The 15,592-nt window shown below is 48.1% G+C and carries 13 protein-coding genes; 5 read left to right on the top strand and 8 right to left on the bottom strand.

Annotated features, from left to right (window positions below):
• Positions 1 to 223: 223 nt before the first annotated feature.
• The 3 genes from purE to B5P39_RS02940 all read left to right on the top strand — a co-directional run bounded on the left by purE (position 224) and on the right by B5P39_RS02940 (position 3,227).
• Positions 224 to 715, top strand: coding sequence for a 5-(carboxyamino)imidazole ribonucleotide mutase (gene purE, locus B5P39_RS02950; protein ID WP_011626975.1), 492 nt, complete (start codon positions 224 to 226; stop codon positions 713 to 715).
• Positions 715 to 1,812, top strand: a complete 1,098-nt coding sequence (gene purK / locus B5P39_RS02945; protein WP_088210413.1) for a 5-(carboxyamino)imidazole ribonucleotide synthase — start codon at positions 715 to 717, stop codon at positions 1,810 to 1,812. The genes purE and purK overlap by 1 nt, the downstream gene beginning before the upstream one ends.
• 152 nt (positions 1,813 to 1,964) lie before the next feature.
• Positions 1,965 to 3,227 (top strand): sensor domain-containing diguanylate cyclase, encoded by a 1,263-nt coding sequence (locus tag B5P39_RS02940; protein WP_011717980.1) that lies wholly within the window; start codon positions 1,965 to 1,967, stop codon positions 3,225 to 3,227.
• A gap of 48 nt (positions 3,228 to 3,275) precedes the next feature.
• On the opposite strand, the gene B5P39_RS02935 is transcribed toward B5P39_RS02940, so the two are convergent.
• The 5 genes from B5P39_RS02935 to B5P39_RS02915 form a co-directional block, all read right to left on the bottom strand.
• Positions 3,276 to 3,893: a transglycosylase SLT domain-containing protein gene (locus B5P39_RS02935; protein WP_086903831.1), complete on the bottom strand. Its 618-nt coding sequence runs from the start codon at positions 3,891 to 3,893 to the stop codon at positions 3,276 to 3,278.
• A gap of 156 nt (positions 3,894 to 4,049) precedes the next feature.
• Positions 4,050 to 4,511: a hypothetical protein gene (locus B5P39_RS02930; protein ID WP_088210412.1), complete on the bottom strand. Its 462-nt coding sequence runs from the start codon at positions 4,509 to 4,511 to the stop codon at positions 4,050 to 4,052.
• Positions 4,511 to 6,160, bottom strand: coding sequence for a glutamate--cysteine ligase (gene gshA / locus B5P39_RS02925; protein ID WP_088210411.1), 1,650 nt, complete (start codon positions 6,158 to 6,160; stop codon positions 4,511 to 4,513). The genes B5P39_RS02930 and gshA overlap by 1 nt, the downstream gene beginning before the upstream one ends.
• A gap of 183 nt (positions 6,161 to 6,343) precedes the next feature.
• The gene (locus B5P39_RS02920; RefSeq protein ID WP_088210410.1) at positions 6,344 to 9,193 is read right to left on the bottom strand and encodes a M16 family metallopeptidase; all 2,850 of its coding nucleotides are present in this window, start codon (positions 9,191 to 9,193) and stop codon (positions 6,344 to 6,346) included.
• A gap of 142 nt (positions 9,194 to 9,335) precedes the next feature.
• Positions 9,336 to 9,761 carry a YqaA family protein gene (locus tag B5P39_RS02915; RefSeq protein ID WP_088210409.1) on the bottom strand — a complete coding sequence of 142 codons (426 nt, stop codon included), beginning with the start codon at positions 9,759 to 9,761 and terminating at the stop codon, positions 9,336 to 9,338.
• Positions 9,762 to 10,048: 287 nt separating this feature from the next.
• Here B5P39_RS02915 and B5P39_RS02910 point away from each other — a divergent pair, with 287 nt between their 5' ends.
• A complete protein-coding gene (locus B5P39_RS02910) occupies positions 10,049 to 11,302 on the top strand; it encodes a dicarboxylate/amino acid:cation symporter (protein WP_086903826.1) in 1,254 nt (417 codons plus the stop codon).
• Between the two features lie 158 nt (positions 11,303 to 11,460).
• The gene (locus B5P39_RS24650; RefSeq protein ID WP_176399848.1) at positions 11,461 to 11,628 is read left to right on the top strand and encodes a hypothetical protein; all 168 of its coding nucleotides are present in this window, start codon (positions 11,461 to 11,463) and stop codon (positions 11,626 to 11,628) included.
• A 49-nt stretch (positions 11,629 to 11,677) separates the two neighbouring features.
• On the opposite strand, the gene B5P39_RS02905 is transcribed toward B5P39_RS24650, so the two are convergent.
• The 3 genes from B5P39_RS02905 to B5P39_RS02895 are packed head-to-tail and all read right to left on the bottom strand — an operon-like array spanning position 11,678 to position 14,876.
• Complete coding sequence (locus tag B5P39_RS02905; RefSeq protein WP_088210408.1) at positions 11,678 to 12,808, bottom strand: sodium ion-translocating decarboxylase subunit beta; 1,131 nt, start codon at positions 12,806 to 12,808, stop codon at positions 11,678 to 11,680.
• An 8-nt stretch (positions 12,809 to 12,816) separates the two neighbouring features.
• A complete protein-coding gene (oadA, locus tag B5P39_RS02900; protein WP_088210407.1) occupies positions 12,817 to 14,652 on the bottom strand; it encodes a sodium-extruding oxaloacetate decarboxylase subunit alpha in 1,836 nt (611 codons plus the stop codon).
• 11 nt (positions 14,653 to 14,663) lie between these two features.
• Positions 14,664 to 14,876, bottom strand: a complete 213-nt coding sequence (locus tag B5P39_RS02895; RefSeq protein ID WP_441347601.1) for an OadG family protein — start codon at positions 14,874 to 14,876, stop codon at positions 14,664 to 14,666.
• Positions 14,877 to 15,592: the final 716 nt, after the last annotated feature.

Raw genomic sequence — 15,592 nt, 5'->3', positions numbered from 1 at the left:
TGAAACCTTTAATGGTCTCAGGGGATTTAAGCCCATTCAGCGAACACTTTATCCACGCTAAAAGCGCTATTTTTACGCGCAAAAAACGTCAGAAATCAGGCTTTACATGCTATTATTCTGCGCCATGATGCTCCCGGCTCTGATAGGGGTTGCGGACATCGACTGTACCCAGACCTGATACAAGGTCAAAATATAATTAAAATTAGTGAGTTAAGGAGTTATCATGCAAGCCCTTGTTGCTGTTGTTATGGGTTCTAAGAGTGATTGGCCCACAATGGAAGCCGCCGCTGAGATCATGGATAAACTGCAAGTGCCTTACCATGTTGAAGTCGTATCTGCCCATAGAACGCCAGATAAACTGATGGAGTTTGCAGCCGGAGCCGCTGACCGTGGTTTTAAAATTATTATCGGTGGTGCGGGCGGTGCTGCTCACTTACCCGGTATGATTGCCTCAAAAACTCGCTTACCCGTATTAGGTGTACCAGTACAAAGCAAAGCGCTGTCGGGCATGGATAGCTTACTGTCTATCGTGCAAATGCCAAAAGGCATTGCCGTTGGCACTCTGGCCATCGGAACCGCAGGTGCCTTTAACGCCGGTCTACTCGCCTGCCAAATCTTAGCCAATAACGATGCTGAACTTGCCGCACGTTTAGAAGCCTTTAGAGAAGAACAAACCCGCGCAGTGCTGGACAATCCCGACCCGAGGGAAGCCTAATGACTCAAGCAAGTGCAAAACCTAAGGTTTGGGTATTAGGTAATGGCCAACTTGGCGCCATGCTGACCCACGCGGGCGAGCCTTTGGCGATTGATGTTCGCGCCGTCGATATCATGACGCCCACCGATGAAATCCTGCCGCTAGCGCCTCACGATATCATCACCGCCGAACGCGAGCAGTGGCCCGAATCCGCCTTAAGCTTACAACTCAGCACCCATCCGCATTTTGTTAACGGCCCAGTATTTAGCCGTTTAGCCGACCGTTACAGCCAAAAAAGCTTACTCGATCAGATCCAAGTCCCAACAGCGCCTTGGACACTTGTCGATGATAAAACCGACGTCGAAAATCTGTACCAAGATTTTGGCCCTCGCGTACTAATGAAGCGCCGCACAGGTGGTTATGATGGCAAAGGTCAACACTGGCTAAAACAAGCTGAAGCGGGAGAGATACCCCAAGATTGGCGTAACTTGGCCATTGCCGAACAAGCAATCAACTTCGATGAAGAAGTCTCCTTAGTCGGCGTACGTACCCGTGAAGGTCAATGCGTGTTTTATCCATTAACACTCAACCTGCACCAAGACGGCATTTTGATGGCCTCAATTTCGCCACTGACTCGCCTGAATCACCTGCAAGCCCAAGCGGAAAGCATGCTCAGCGCCATTATGCATGAGCTGGAATATATCGGCGTGATGGCAATGGAGTGTTTCCGTGTTGGTGATAAGCTGCTGGTTAATGAGTTAGCCCCGCGGGTACACAACTCAGGCCATTGGACCCAAGCAGGCACCCATATGGATCAATTCCAACTGCATTTAAGAGCCCTGTGCGGTATTGCGATTCCGCAACCACAGGTGAACTTTCAATGCGTGATGGTCAATTTGATTGGTATCGAAAACGATCCCAGCTGGCTAAGCCTGCCCAATGCCGAGCTGTATTGGTACAACAAAGAGGTTCGTCCTGGCCGTAAAGTCGGACACTTAAACCTTTCTGTGCCGAATACTGCCGTGTTAAAAGACAGTATTAGCGCGCTGCAAACTTGGATGCCAAGCCAATACCAAGCGCCACTCGCCTGGATTTTAGCTGAGTTCGCTAAAGCCTAACCGAGCCGCAGACCACTGATAAGGGTGCCAATTTGTTCCCTTATCAGTCATTTTTTTATCTTCGTTATATACTTATCCATACTCAGCGTGAATGAGTTAGTGATGTAGTGATTGAAGCAGACTAACCGGAGCACGAACAAAGGAACTGCCGAGTGAAATTAAGGGATAATTTTAAACGTAAAACCATAGACCGCTTGGACTATCGCTATCATCTATTGCTGCTGATAGTGCCAATAGTATTATTCGTCTTACTGTTTGTGTTTAATGCTCCCACCGAAGGCTGGACTATCCTGCCGCTGCTGTTTGTCTGTCTTATCTATGTGATTGCCTACAGCCTTATTTACTACCTGCACCAGGGTCGCTTAACCCGCCTATGGCAACACTTAGAGCAAGTGGTGAGCATTAACGACGCCATTTACGAGCTTGCCCATCTGTCGAGCCAGTATAAAAATGAACATGCGTTTCTCGATGCACTGCTGAATAAAGCCGTTTGCATCATTAACGGTGCCGAAATGGGTAGCATCATCAAAGTCAACGAAGAGACCCATAAACTGCACTTCGAATCCGTTGTTGGGCTTGATCTTAACATGCTCAAGCAATTGAATTTTTCCCTCGAGCAATCCTTCGAATATCGACTCACTAAGGGCAAATGCGATCGCGTGGTGGTAGTGGATGATATGAAAAACATCAATGCCGCCAGTACGCTCACCGGTGAAGAGCAGCACATCTTGCTCACCGCTGCTAAGCAACCGATACGTTCTACACTCTCAAGCCCAATACGCATCGATGGCAAACTCTATGGCATGCTCAATCTCGACAGCAGTAGCGTCGGTGCCTTTAGTGATTACGACCGCAATCTGGTCTCTATTCTCACCCATGAGGCCAGCAATGCGATTGCCCTGTACCAGAAGTCATTGCAAATCACTAAACTCGCCAACTTCGATAACTTAACCGGACTCTATAACCGCAAAAACTTCGAAGATGCTCTGCAACATTGGCAACCTAAGGCTCATCTAGGCAGCTTTTTGGTGATTATCGATATGGATAATCTCAAGACCATTAATGATCAGCATGGGCATCAGGCCGGCGATATGGCCATTAAGCGAGTAGCTAATACCATACTGAGTTATTGGAAGCATAAAGGCATTATCTCGCGCTTCGGGGGGGATGAGTTTGTCGCCCTCTGCCATGGTCCATTAGAGCTGCTTGAAAGCGATTTGGATGCTATGCGCGTCAAGTTACACCAAGAGTCATCCTTAAATCTTAACTTCAGCGTGGGTATAGCCGCATACGACAATGATTGGGCAAAATCATTTAAACTGGCAGACCAAGCCATGTATGAGCAAAAACGCGGTAAGAAGAAAGCGGTAAAAGCACTCGAAGCGATTGCGGCCAATAACCAATTGGCGCAGTAGTGACATTAGGAGCTTATCAACCATAAGCTCCTAAACGCATAAATATTACTAGCCGAAGAATAAGCGCCACAGCCAAGAAGAATCTAAATCCTCCTGACAGGTTTTATACTGGGCCGCATAGCGCTTAGCCCTGTCATCCACCTTAGCCGCAACTTTAACCAGCCACGCCTTAGACTTATAAGTCCCGCGGCGATATCCTCCCCAGCCTTCGTGATAGTTGAGGTATTGCGCCCTCGCATCCCACTTGGAAACGCCATTGATTTTATTAGTCTTGTAAATAAACCAGCCCATAAAATCCATGGCATCATCAAAATTACTGCGCGAAGACCAGCTGTTTCCCGTCTCGCGAACATAATCATCCCAGGTCATGGTTTTGGCCTGCGCATAGCCATAGGCATCACTGGCTCGACCGATGGGAATAAAACCTAAAAAGTACTCCATTGGCGGCGCGGCATTATGCTTGAAGGAGCTTTCTTGATACATCATCGCCAGCGGCACATGTACAGGCACACCCCATTTATCGCGAGTGTCCTTGGCGGCTTCGTACCATGAACGATGCTCTTGAAAAATATCGCAAAGGTTATCGGGAGATTTAGGCGGAGACGTGGCGCAGCCAGAGAGTAAACCAATGGATGCACATAGCAGAGTTGTCGAAAGCCATTTCATTCAGCACTTGTTCTCCCAAGAAATAAAACTGGCCCATCATCGCACAGTCATAGGGTGAGGCAAAGCGCCAATCCTGTTTTTGGCGCTAAGATCACCTTAGCGCCTATTATCAGGCAAAACTCATTAACAGAAATGACAATCCATTGTTAAATCGGACTATTTTGTTTCAGGGCTGAGATCAAACTGGCATTCATGGTTTTCTTGCTGCCACACACCGGGTTCCCAATAGTTGGTATCTTTACCCATATAGCGCTTATCCGTGTGGAATAAGGCGCCAATATGGTAACGCTGATGCCCTTGCACCATTAACTTAAAGGTTTTAGGAGTACGCGCACTGAGGGAAACCCCAAGAGAAGGATCATCAATCAGCTCGGCGACAGTGAACTCATATTCCCCCGGCGCCAATTGATAATTAGGTTTCGACACCACGGGCTTACCATTGAGATGAGTCACCACTACCCGATACCAATGGGTACTGGCATCGGGCTGTAAATACCCGGACACAGTGCCGCAACTTAAGTCATCTTCAGGCGAAGAGGCACAACCAGACAACAATGCCGTGAGCCCAAGTAGACTGGCGGCCAGTGTAAGTTTGTGCCCGGTAAAATAGTGACTCATTAGGATGAAGTCCCGAAATAGTCAGTCAGATAATCATCAAAGGATACCGCACTTTGCGCCGCTTCGATGTCCGCTTGCTTGTTAAGCGATGCTTGCGCCTCAGCTTGATAATCGCTGACAACTTCGGCTGATAAGGGATAATCCATAAAGTATTGGTGATACTGCTGCGCCAGTGACATCACCCATTGTCCATGGTCTTGGCCGTTAGTGATTAATTGCTGGATGACCTGCCCTGACAAGGTCTTTTGTGGGTCATTCACGGCTTCACGCCAATGGGCTAAGGCCGCTTGGTAATCCTGTTTATCACCATCGAGCAATTTAGCCAATGAATCCAAATGCTCAAACAGATCCAAAAGCCACGTTTGCAGTGAGCGTGTACCTGTCTCGGTTAATAACTCGAGCCCAGGTTTCCGGCCTTCAAGCACGACGGATTTTAAGTTAGCACTTAAACGTGCTTCTTCTGCCGCATCGGACTTAGGCGACTCGGTTAATAAGCAATAGAGTAAGAACAAGTCGAGGAAACGCACTTGGTTCTCTTCAATCCCAATCGGGCTGAAGGGGTTTACATCTAATGCACGCACCTCAATATATTCAACCCCCGCACGTGCTAGGGCTTCAGAGGGTTTCTCACCGCTTTTGGTGACGCGTTTAGCACGGATAGGCGAGTAAAATTCGTTTTCAATTTGCAGCACATTGGCATTGAGCTGGCGATATTCACCATCCACCTTCACGCCGATATTGGCAAAGTTGGCCGATGGCATCTTAATCGCGGCTCTCACCCCAGCCAGATACTCGGGCAGGGAGTTATAGCTGATGTTGAGATCTTCCTGCTCTTTATTGGTGTAACCCAGATCGCTCATTCGCAGCGAAGTCGCATAGGGTAGATATAGGGTGCCACGGCCCGATTTTTCAAAGCGTAAATCGGTCTTCTGCCCCTTGATAAACGAGCTACACAGCGCAGGTGATGCCCCAAACAGATAAGGTAATACCCAGACTAAACGGCGGTAATTGCGAATAAGGCCAAAGTAAGATTCGGAGATAAAATCCTCAAAGCTCACGCTTTTATCACTCAACTCATAGAGGCTTTGCCACAATTCCTGCGATACCGAGAAGTTAAAATGCACCCCGGAGATAATCTGCATCAGGGCGCCATAACGGTAGGTTAAGCCCTTGCGATACAAGGTTTTCATCTTACCCGTGTTAGAGCTGCCATAACGGGCGACTGGAATATTCTGCTCATCCTTCACATAACATGGCATGCTCACGGGCCACAGACGCTGACCATGCAAATGACGCACGCTAAAGGCATGGGTCTCGGTCAATCCTTGCAATAGGGGGCCAACTTGATTGTTTACTGGCGTGATAAATTCAAGCAGTGCTTCACTGTAATCTGTCGTAATACGCGAATGCGTTAATGCAGAGCCAAGCTCTAATGGATGACCATCTAACGCAAGGTAACCTGACTCGTCGATACGCAGCGCTTCACGCTCAATTCCACGTAACATGCCAAGGAGTGCGGCACGCCCTTGAGCGTCCGAGAAATGTTGTACTAATTCATTGAATGGCTTCAATTTGCGCTTCTCTGATTGGTGATTCGCTATCGCGACAAGGTTAACAGTCAGACCTTTATTTTGAGGCTTATCTTTCAAAATACGCCTCAAAATAAATCTAAACCTGTCCGTGGAGCAAGCCTAATTACATTCTTCTGCGATAAAACGCAGACGGTGACAGCTAATGCTGTCACCGTCTTACTCGTTAATACTTTAGACTGGCAGCGAGGTTGTGCTGCACAATTAGCTTGTCTGCAATTTATATTGGGTCGAAAAGCTAATTTACAATACTAAAGTTTCAATTGGATAGCCTAAAGTTGCTAAATCCGCTTCAATTTTCGCCTTATCTCCCACCACTAAGATGATCATTTTCGAGATATCTAGCTCGGAAGCCGCGAGGGCATTGAGTTCATCTTTTGTTACAGTATTTATAATTTTGTCCTGCTCGGTAGTAAAATCTTGGCTCAGCTGGTAACGCTGGATCATCCGCATAAAGCCGGCCTTCTGATAAGGCGTCTCATAATCCAATGCTTGCCCTTGGGAAACCGAGTTACGCATAAAGCCGAGCTCAGTATCTGTCATCCCATTCTGCTGATAGGCTTTGATCTCTTTGATAAATTCATTTACCGCCTTGGCCGTCACATCGGTACGCACATCACTCGAGGCCACAAAGTCACCGACTTCGACGCCACCAGTAAATGAGCTGCGAGCCCCATAGGTATAACCCTTGTTCTCACGTAAATTGAGGTTAATACGACTATTGAAGGCGCCACCGAGCGGGTAGTTCATCAGGTAAGATTTAAAATAATTACCTGTTGCATCATAGGGTAAGGCACGTTTCGCAATGTTAATCACCGACTGAGCGGCGCCAGGTTTATCGATCAGATAGATAGTCCCGCCCTTCAGAGCTGGGAATGACTTGAGTGGCGGCAATGTACTCGCCTCCCCTTGCCATTGACTCAATCTAGCAAGCTTAGGAAGTAATGCATTTTCTGGCAGATCCGCTACCGTAATGATTTTAGCGTTTGCACCACGGTACTGTTCAGCATAAAACGCCTTCACATCCGCAAGAGTCAGCGCAGCAACGGAATCTAAGGTCCCCGCATCACTCACGCCTTGAGCGTTATTCTTACCATAAAGCAAGCTATACAGCGCAGAGTTGGCGACATAGCCAGGATCTGACTGCATATGCTGAATTTGCTGCAACTGTTGTTGCTTAACCCGCGCAAAGTCGGCCTCGTTAAACGCAGGCTGGAACAGCTTTTCTTCCAATATGGCTAAGGTTTCATCCAAGTGCTCGGTGAGCGCCGACACCTTAATGGTGCTTTGGGTTTCGGAGGCACTAAAGTCCACCGTACTGCCGAGCATCTCAAGCGCCTGCGACAATTGCTCGGTTGAGCGCTTTTGAGTCGACTCATTCAGCATCTCAGCGGTTAAGCTTGCCAGGCCCGCCTTTTCAACGGGCACTAATCTGTGTCCGCCGTTAAGATAAATCACTAACTCCACCGTTGGGGTTTCGCTGCTTTGAGTGCCCATCACTTCGATGCCATTGGCTAACTTAGTGGTCCAAATTGTCGGGACTTTAAGCACGGGCGCCGCGCCAGAGGCTGGCATTTTGGAGCGGTCGAAACTTGACACCAACTTAGCGGTGGGTAAATCGCCCTCTACGGCTGTATCTGCCACTGGCAAGGTTTGAGGGGTGAAGTTATCCGGATGAGCGACTAAAGCCGTCATTCCCTGCGGCACCACACTCATCACCACCATGGGCTTGTCTTTGATGTACTTTTTAAATACCCGCATCACATCGTCTTTGGTCACATTGGCATAGCGCGCAAGGTCTACTGCAATCTTATTCGGCTCACCAAACATGGTTTGATTCAAGGCAAGCATTGACACTTTGCCTTTTACGCTCTGCAGGCCAAAAATGGTATCGGCCTCAAACTGCACTTTCACTTTTTGCAGGTCATCGTCGGTGACGCCGCGCTGCTCAAACTCATTAATCGAGTCGAGAATACGCTGCTCAAGTTCGGCTAGGGTCGCACCTTTTTGCGGATTGGCTAAGGCATAAATCGACATCTGGCAGGCTAACTCTTGGCAGGGTTGGCTCACGCTTGCCTGTACTGCATAACCATCCTTAACCAAGTTTTTGTAAACGAGTGAGGTTTTACCGCCACCGAGGATATTGGCTAATAAATCCAGCGCGGCTTCATCGGGATGGCTGGCATACACAGTCGGAAAGCCGATACGGATCAGCGGCAGATGCACGTTATCTTCCATCGAGATATAGCGCGTCTTATCGAGCGTAACTAAGGTCTTAGGCTCTGGCTGAACCTCGGGGCCACGGGGGATTTCGCCAAAGTATTTGTTTACCCAGGCTAAGGCTTGCAGCTCATCAAAATCGCCGCCAATCGTTAGCGTAGCGTTATTCGGGCCGTACCAGCGCTGGAAAAAGTGTTTCACATCATCCACTGTGGCACGGTTAAGATCCTCTGGCCAACCGATCACAGGCCAAGAATAGGGATGACCGACCGGGAACATCGCCTGGTTAAAGCGCTCGCTCATTCGGCCATAGGGTTGATTATCAATGCGTTGAGCGCGCTCATTTTTCACTGTCTCGCGCTGTACTTCAAACTTTTCGCTGGTTAGCGCCGGCAACAAAAAGCCCATACGGTCAGACTCGAGCCAGAGCATTTTCTCAAGCTGATTGCTAGGGACAGTCTCAAAGTAGTTGGTTCTGTCGGTATTGGTGGAGCCGTTCAGCGTGCCCCCCGCCTCGGTTACCACCTCAAAATGTTGCTCATCGGCGACGTGCTCAGAGCCCTGGAACATCATATGCTCGAATAAATGGGCGAAGCCTGAACGGCCTGCAAGTTCTCTGGCCGAGCCGACGTGATAAGTCACATCGACATGCACTAAGGGATCGGAATGATCTTGATGCAAAATAACCGTTAGACCATTAGCAAGCTGATATTTTTTATAGGGAATACCGACTTCAGAGTCCTTCAGTTGCACATTTTCAATTAACTTTACGCCCGCAGGTAATTGAGTTGAGGTTTGAGTGGCACAACCTGCGAGTGCGGCGGAAATCGCGACCGCTAATATCCATTTTTTCAAGGTATTCCCCTTATACATCAATAGGCTAAAAAAATTAGCCCCTGTAGAATGCTCAGTATCAATAATGAGTTCTGACTCATTAAGCCCTGCAAAGTTCCAAGCAATACAATGACTTCCTTTGCAGCCTTATCATCCTTTAACCGAACAACGAGTGTAAAAACTAACTAAACCAATGCAATGTGGCGGCTGCAACGATAAGGTAACGTAGGGTTTTGCCGATCAAAATCATCACTAATGCGGGAAGCATCCTAAGCTTTAACCACCCCGCCAATAAACATAATAGATCGCCAATCACTGGCGCCCACGACAACAATAACGACCAAACACCGTAACGCTCAATAAGGGCTAAGGCTTTGGCATGTTTTCCTTCACTTAGGGCCTCGGGGGACTTTGCAAACCGGCCGATGCGCCCTAGATAAAAACTTGTCATCGCCCCTAAGGTATTGCCCAGACTGGCCACCACCACTAATGCGACCCAAGCTTGCGGCGCTTTATTCAGCAACGCAATCAGTAAAACTTCTGATCCTCCCGGTAACAAGGTCGCGGCTAAAAAAGCCCCAGAAAACATCATGCTTAATTCAGACATAAAAGCTTACTCTATGAAATTACAGCTCTTTCACGCTATCAAACAGTGAACTACCACAGCGTTAAAAGGATGTAGCGACTAACCATTTCACAACAAACTCATTTATCACAATAAGTTATAAGAAAATCGGTTTGTTATAACCCTATCACAGCCGATACAATGCCTTTAATGGCAAAAAATGTCCTGTACCAGACTCGTCGCTTGGTATAAGTTCATTCACTTCAAGTGGATACTCATACTAGCATCTCAGGTCCATGGGCTTGTAATGATATATTTTTGGAAAACGCATGATCCTTCAAACCATTAGCCGCATTCCTTTTTGGCAAAAAGTCCTCGCTGGCTTTATTTTAGGTGCGCTCGTTGGCGTACTTTTAGGCGAAACCGCTACCGTGCTTAAACCCCTTGGCGATTTGTTTATCAGCGCCATTAAGATGCTGGTTGCGCCACTGGTCTTCTGTGCGATTGTGGTCAGTATCACCTCGCTCGGCTCTCAAACTAATCTCAAACGCTTAAGTCTTAAGACCTTAGGCATGTTCATGCTGACAGGCACTGTCGCCTCACTGATTGGTTTAGCGGTTGGCTCGCTTATCGATATGGGCGGCACAATGCAACTGGCCACCACGGAAGTGCGTGAGCGCAATATTCCAGGCTTTGCGCAGGTGTTGCTCGATATGATCCCAGTGAATCCCTTTGCCTCACTGGCGGATGGAAAAGTACTGCAGATCATTGTATTTGCTGCATTAGTCGGGATCGCCATCAATAAGGTTGGCGAGAAAGCCGAACCACTAAAACGCACCATCGAAGCGGGTGCCGAGGTCATGTTCCAACTGACACGCATGGTGCTTAAACTCACCCCAATTGGCGTATTTGGTTTAATGGCTTGGGTGGTCGGTGAATATGGTTTATCGACCCTATTACCTCTAGGCAAATTTATTGCCGCCATCTATATTGCCGCCCTTATCCATATGATTTTTGTCTACGGCGGACTAGTTAAATTTGCCGCGGGTTTAAGCCCTGTGCAATTTTTCCGTAAGGCCATGCCGGCGCAATTAGTGGCCTTTAGTACCTCTTCAAGCTTCGGCACTCTGCCTGCTAGTACCAGAGCGGTTGAGACCATGGGTGTTTCAAAGCGTTATAGCGCCTTCGTTATGCCGCTCGGCGCCACCATGAACATGGATGGCTGTGGTGGTATCTACCCTGCGATTGCCGCGATTTTTATCGCTCAAATTTACGGTATTCCACTCGATACCTTAGATTATGTGATGATTGCCGTTACAGCCACGGTGGCCTCAGTCGGAACCGCTGGCGTGCCAGGCAGCGCCATGGTGATGTTAACCGTCACTTTAGGCGTAATTGGTTTACCCCTAGAAGGTATCGCCTTTATTGCCGCCATCGACCGTATTATCGATATGATCCGCACCGCGACCAACGTCACAGGCGATATGATGACCGCCGTGGTAATTGGCAAATCTGAAAATGAGCTTGATGTTGATCAGTTCTACAGCAACGAGACTCAAACGGCGGCGATTGCCGATAATTAATCACTCAGGGTAAATCATTAAAGATTTATCCAATAAAAAGACCGCAAATGCGGTCTTTTTTATTATCAGTATTTCACTTATTACGAATAAAACGTCCATGACTTTAGGCCAAGCAAGCTGTTAAACTCTTCACTTATTTACCAAAAGTAGAATGAAGCATGACCAAACTGTTTTTATTCCCGCTTATCCTTTGCTTAGTGTGGATACTGTTTTTAAAAGCCAATGGTTTACCGCTGGCTCAAGGAAAACGTGGCTTTATCTACATCATAGCCATCAGCGGCACGGTGATTTTGCTGCTTATGCTGCTCCTGTGGTTAACGGCTTAAAAGCCTATTGGTTCACAATAGGCTTTGCTCTAGCCTCCAAATTCGCAGCTTAGCCAAGCACAGCCAGTAAAATTCCCGCCGCAACCGCAGAGCCTAATACCCCAGCAACGTTTGGCCCCATGGCGTGCATCAGCAAAAAGTTATGATGATTAGCCTCTAATCCCACCTTATTCACCACCCTTGCCGCCATTGGCACTGCCGATACGCCCGCCGCGCCAATTAATGGGTTGACCTTACCGCCGGTTAATTTGCACATCAGTTTTGCCATCAACACCCCAGCAGCGGTACCAATCCCGAATGCCAACGCGCCCAGAACCAAGATCCCCAAGGTTTCGACGCGCAAGAATTGCTCCGCAGAAAGTTTAGAACCGACGGCCAAACCTAAGAAAATGGTGACGATATTAATCAGCTCGTTTTGCGCCGTTTTCGATAATCTATCTACCACACCCGACTCGCGCATTAGGTTGCCAAGGCAAAACATGCCAACCAAAGGAGTCGCTGCGGGTAAAAATAGAATCGTTAAGCCCAATACCATCAGCGGGAAAATAATCTTCTCCTTTTTACTCACCTCCCTGAGCTGCTCCATCTTTATCTCACGCTCGGCTTGAGTCGTGAGTAAGCGCATGATCGGCGGCTGAATAATCGGCACCAACGCCATATAGGAATAGGCTGCCACAGCAATTGCTCCCAACAACTCAGGCGCAAGCTTAGAGGCAAGGAAAATCGCCGTAGGTCCATCCGCGCCGCCAATAATGGCAATGGCTGCAGCGTCCTGCATGGTAAATTCAAAACCTGGCACCAGATTCAGCGCAATCGCCCCAATTAAGGTTGCGAAAATCCCAAACTGCGCCGCTGCGCCAAGTAGCAAGGTCTTTGGATTGGCAATCAGCGCACTAAAATCTGTCAGCGCTCCGACCCCCATAAAGATCAGCAGTGGAAACACCCCGGTTTCAATCCCAACATGGTAGGCGTAATACAGCATACCGCCCTCATCGGTGAAACCCGCGTTGGGAATATTTGCCAGTACAGCGCCAAAACCAATGGGTAACAGCAGAAGGGGCTCAAAGCCACGCACTATCGCAAGGTATAACAGCGAGGCGCCTACAGCCATCATCAAGGCTTGCCCTGCAGTAAAATGGGCTATGCCCGTTTCGGCCCAGAAAGCCAGTAAACCATCCATAACGACTCCTAGGCTAAGGCCAATAATTGAGAACCCACTGCAACCGAATCCCCTTCCTTCACAAAGAGATGGGTAATAATGCCATCCCCCTGTGCGCGGATTTCAGTTTCCATTTTCATGGCCTCTAGGATGATAACAACATCGCCGGCGCACACCTTGTCGCCAATGCCGACATGCACTTTGAAGATATTGCCCGATAGGGGCGCACTCATCTTAAGTTTCACTTCACTGGTTTGAGGCACTGGCGCAGCACTCGACTGAGAAGGATTAGCTTGACCAAGCTGTTGTGCGGCTTGCCCTTGAGGTTGGATTTGACTGATTTCGCCACCCTCGGCGACTTCAACCACATAAGTTTGCCCCTCAACTGTGACGGTATAGGTTTCGGCCTCTCGCGGCGTAGCAGGTGACACTGGCGCAAGTTCAGGTTTAGGCTCAAAGGCGGTTGGATCGTGACGGTGCTTTAAAAACTGTAAGCCAATCTGCGGGAAGAGCGCATAGATGAGTAAATCATCGTCCAGAGACTTTTCATTACTCACAGAGACGAGATTAATCCCCTGCTCCTGCGCCTTTGATAATAACTCCGCACGCAAATTCTCAAGTTCTGGTGAAAGTAAATCAGCAGGACGACAGGTTATCGCCGCCGCACCGTTTAGCACTCTGGCCTGCAACTCGGGATTAACCGGGGCTGGAGTGGCGCCATATTCGCCCCTTAACACGCCTTCAGTCTCTTTCGTTAACGATTGATATCTTTGCCCCATCAGTACGTTGATAACCGCCTGTGAGCCAACAATTTGCGAGGTTGGCGTAACCAAAGGCAGAAAACCTAAATCCTGACGTACCCTAGGGATCTCCTCCAGCACAGCATCGAGCTTATCGGCCGCGCCTTGTTCTTTGAGTTGACTCTCCATGTTCGTCAACATGCCACCGGGCACTTGAGCGCGAAGAATGCGCGAGTCAATGCCCTTTAATGCGCCTTCAAACTTGGCGTACTTTTTCCGCACCTCACGGAAATAAGCGGCAATCTCCTCAAGTAAGCCAAGGTCATAGTGAGTTTCACGCTCAGTCTCCGCCACCATGGCAACCACGGTTTCAGTTGCCGTATGGCCATAGGTTTGGCTCATGGAGGAAATCGCGGTATCGAGCACATCGATTCGTGCCTCTATCGCCTTTTGATAGGTTGCGGTACTCAGGCCTGTGGTGGCGTGGCAGTGCAATGAAAGCATAAGTTGAGTTTGTGATTTTAAGCGACTGATAAGCTCAAAAGCTTCCATCGGCTTGAGTAGACCCGCCATGTCTTTAATGCACAGCGAATGGCAGCCCATGTCCTCAAGACACTTTGCCATATCGACCCATGTGTCAACCGTATGAACAGGGCTGGTCGTATAGGAAATTGTGCCCTGCGCGTGCCCACCGACGTCACGCACCGCCTTTACCGCCATCTCAAGGTTACGCACATCATTCATCGCATCAAAGATACGGAACACATCGACACCATTGGCATGGGCACGTTCGACAAAACGTGTCACTAAATCATCGGCATAATGGCGATAACCCAAAAGGTTTTGTCCGCGCAGTAACATTTGTTGAGGTGTATTGGGCATTAACTTTTTCAGTTCGCGGATCCTATCCCAAGGATCCTCACCCAGATAACGGATACAGGCATCAAAGGTCGCTCCGCCCCAAGACTCGAGCGACCAAAATCCCACTTTATCTAGCAGAGGTGCAATCGGAAGCATGTCATCGATGCGTAAACGCGTCGCTAAAATAGACTGATGTGCATCCCTCAAGACAACATCGGTTAACTGTAATGGCTTAGACGCCACAATCGAATTTACTCGGTTCATATGGCGCTCCATTATCTAGCCTGAGAACGATACTGCTGGACGGCTAAGCTGATCACAGCCACCAATTTAGGATCTAAGGTGTTTGCAGCTCCGATTGAGCTCGCATCATTCACCTTTAAAGGTTCTACTGCTTTGGGCTCTTCACGGCACCACTTAGCAACCAGATGTACACCTAATATCAATACACTTAAAAATAAATAGACCAGCCCCATGCCCAATAACATGATGCCAACAGCATCTAAAAGCTGTTGTGTTAGCTCCCCTTTCACGTCAGTACCTCCTCCTGCTTCTCAACCCGCATCAAAGATTAAATTTACAACTACACAACATCTCCATTGATAGCAAAATCAATCGCCGAATGTAAATTGGTAAGACCAATTTACATAAGATCAGCAGCAAGTGTCTGAGGGATCCTTAGTGAACGAGCGATAAAATGAATATTCGTTAATGAAACAGTAAAGCAGAGGTCTTTGTTGAGGAGTGAGGACGGGATAAAGATACGAGCCAAGATGCAACTAAAAGCAAAAACGAGCTGACAACAAGGTTCTAAATCTCCCTTAAACGAGCATACAAAGAGTACGAGCTTTGAATATAACGATTAGTCCTATAAGGACAAAAATCAAAGGAACCTCAATACGATACGCTACAGTATTTGGACCCAGCAGCCATTTAAATGAATGATGCTAAAGGCTGGAGAATGAAGAAAACGGAGCAATAAGTCGCTCTCTATTAACACTGCATATGAGGCAATAAATTAAAGAAGTCAGTAATTAGAGAAGTATTTTGAAGAATAGAACGTTGAAATGGCAAACACCAAAAACAAAAAAGCCAGCTTATTCAGCTGGCTTCATGCTCTCTTCACGAGAAAATTAGGCGCTTGGCGATGACCTACTCTCACATGGGGAGACCCCACACTACCATCGGCGCGATTGCGTTTCAC

The organism is Shewanella sp. Shew256 (genome assembly GCF_002196695.1).
Classification (GTDB): Bacteria; Pseudomonadota; Gammaproteobacteria; order Enterobacterales; family Shewanellaceae; genus Shewanella; species Shewanella mangrovisoli.
This window is presented reverse-complemented; position numbering and strand designations above follow the sequence as displayed.

What these genes read in the sequence shown, in the direction of transcription:
- B5P39_RS02895 (WP_441347601.1), bottom strand. Translation starts at nt 14,876, where the DNA reads ATGTTATTGGGCATGGGGCTGGTCTATTTATTTTTAAGTGTATTGATA.
- B5P39_RS24650 (WP_176399848.1), top strand. Translation starts at nt 11,461, where the DNA reads ATGACCAAACTGTTTTTATTCCCGCTTATCCTTTGCTTAGTGTGGATA.
- purK (WP_088210413.1), top strand. Translation starts at nt 715, where the DNA reads ATGACTCAAGCAAGTGCAAAACCTAAGGTTTGGGTATTAGGTAATGGC.
- B5P39_RS02920 (WP_088210410.1), bottom strand. Translation starts at nt 9,193, where the DNA reads ATGTATAAGGGGAATACCTTGAAAAAATGGATATTAGCGGTCGCGATT.
- purE (WP_011626975.1), top strand. Translation starts at nt 224, where the DNA reads ATGCAAGCCCTTGTTGCTGTTGTTATGGGTTCTAAGAGTGATTGGCCC.
- oadA (WP_088210407.1), bottom strand. Translation starts at nt 14,652, where the DNA reads ATGAACCGAGTAAATTCGATTGTGGCGTCTAAGCCATTACAGTTAACC.
- B5P39_RS02910 (WP_086903826.1), top strand. Translation starts at nt 10,049, where the DNA reads ATGATCCTTCAAACCATTAGCCGCATTCCTTTTTGGCAAAAAGTCCTC.
- B5P39_RS02915 (WP_088210409.1), bottom strand. Translation starts at nt 9,761, where the DNA reads ATGTCTGAATTAAGCATGATGTTTTCTGGGGCTTTTTTAGCCGCGACC.
- B5P39_RS02905 (WP_088210408.1), bottom strand. Translation starts at nt 12,808, where the DNA reads ATGGATGGTTTACTGGCTTTCTGGGCCGAAACGGGCATAGCCCATTTT.
- B5P39_RS02935 (WP_086903831.1), bottom strand. Translation starts at nt 3,893, where the DNA reads ATGAAATGGCTTTCGACAACTCTGCTATGTGCATCCATTGGTTTACTC.
- B5P39_RS02930 (WP_088210412.1), bottom strand. Translation starts at nt 4,511, where the DNA reads ATGAGTCACTATTTTACCGGGCACAAACTTACACTGGCCGCCAGTCTA.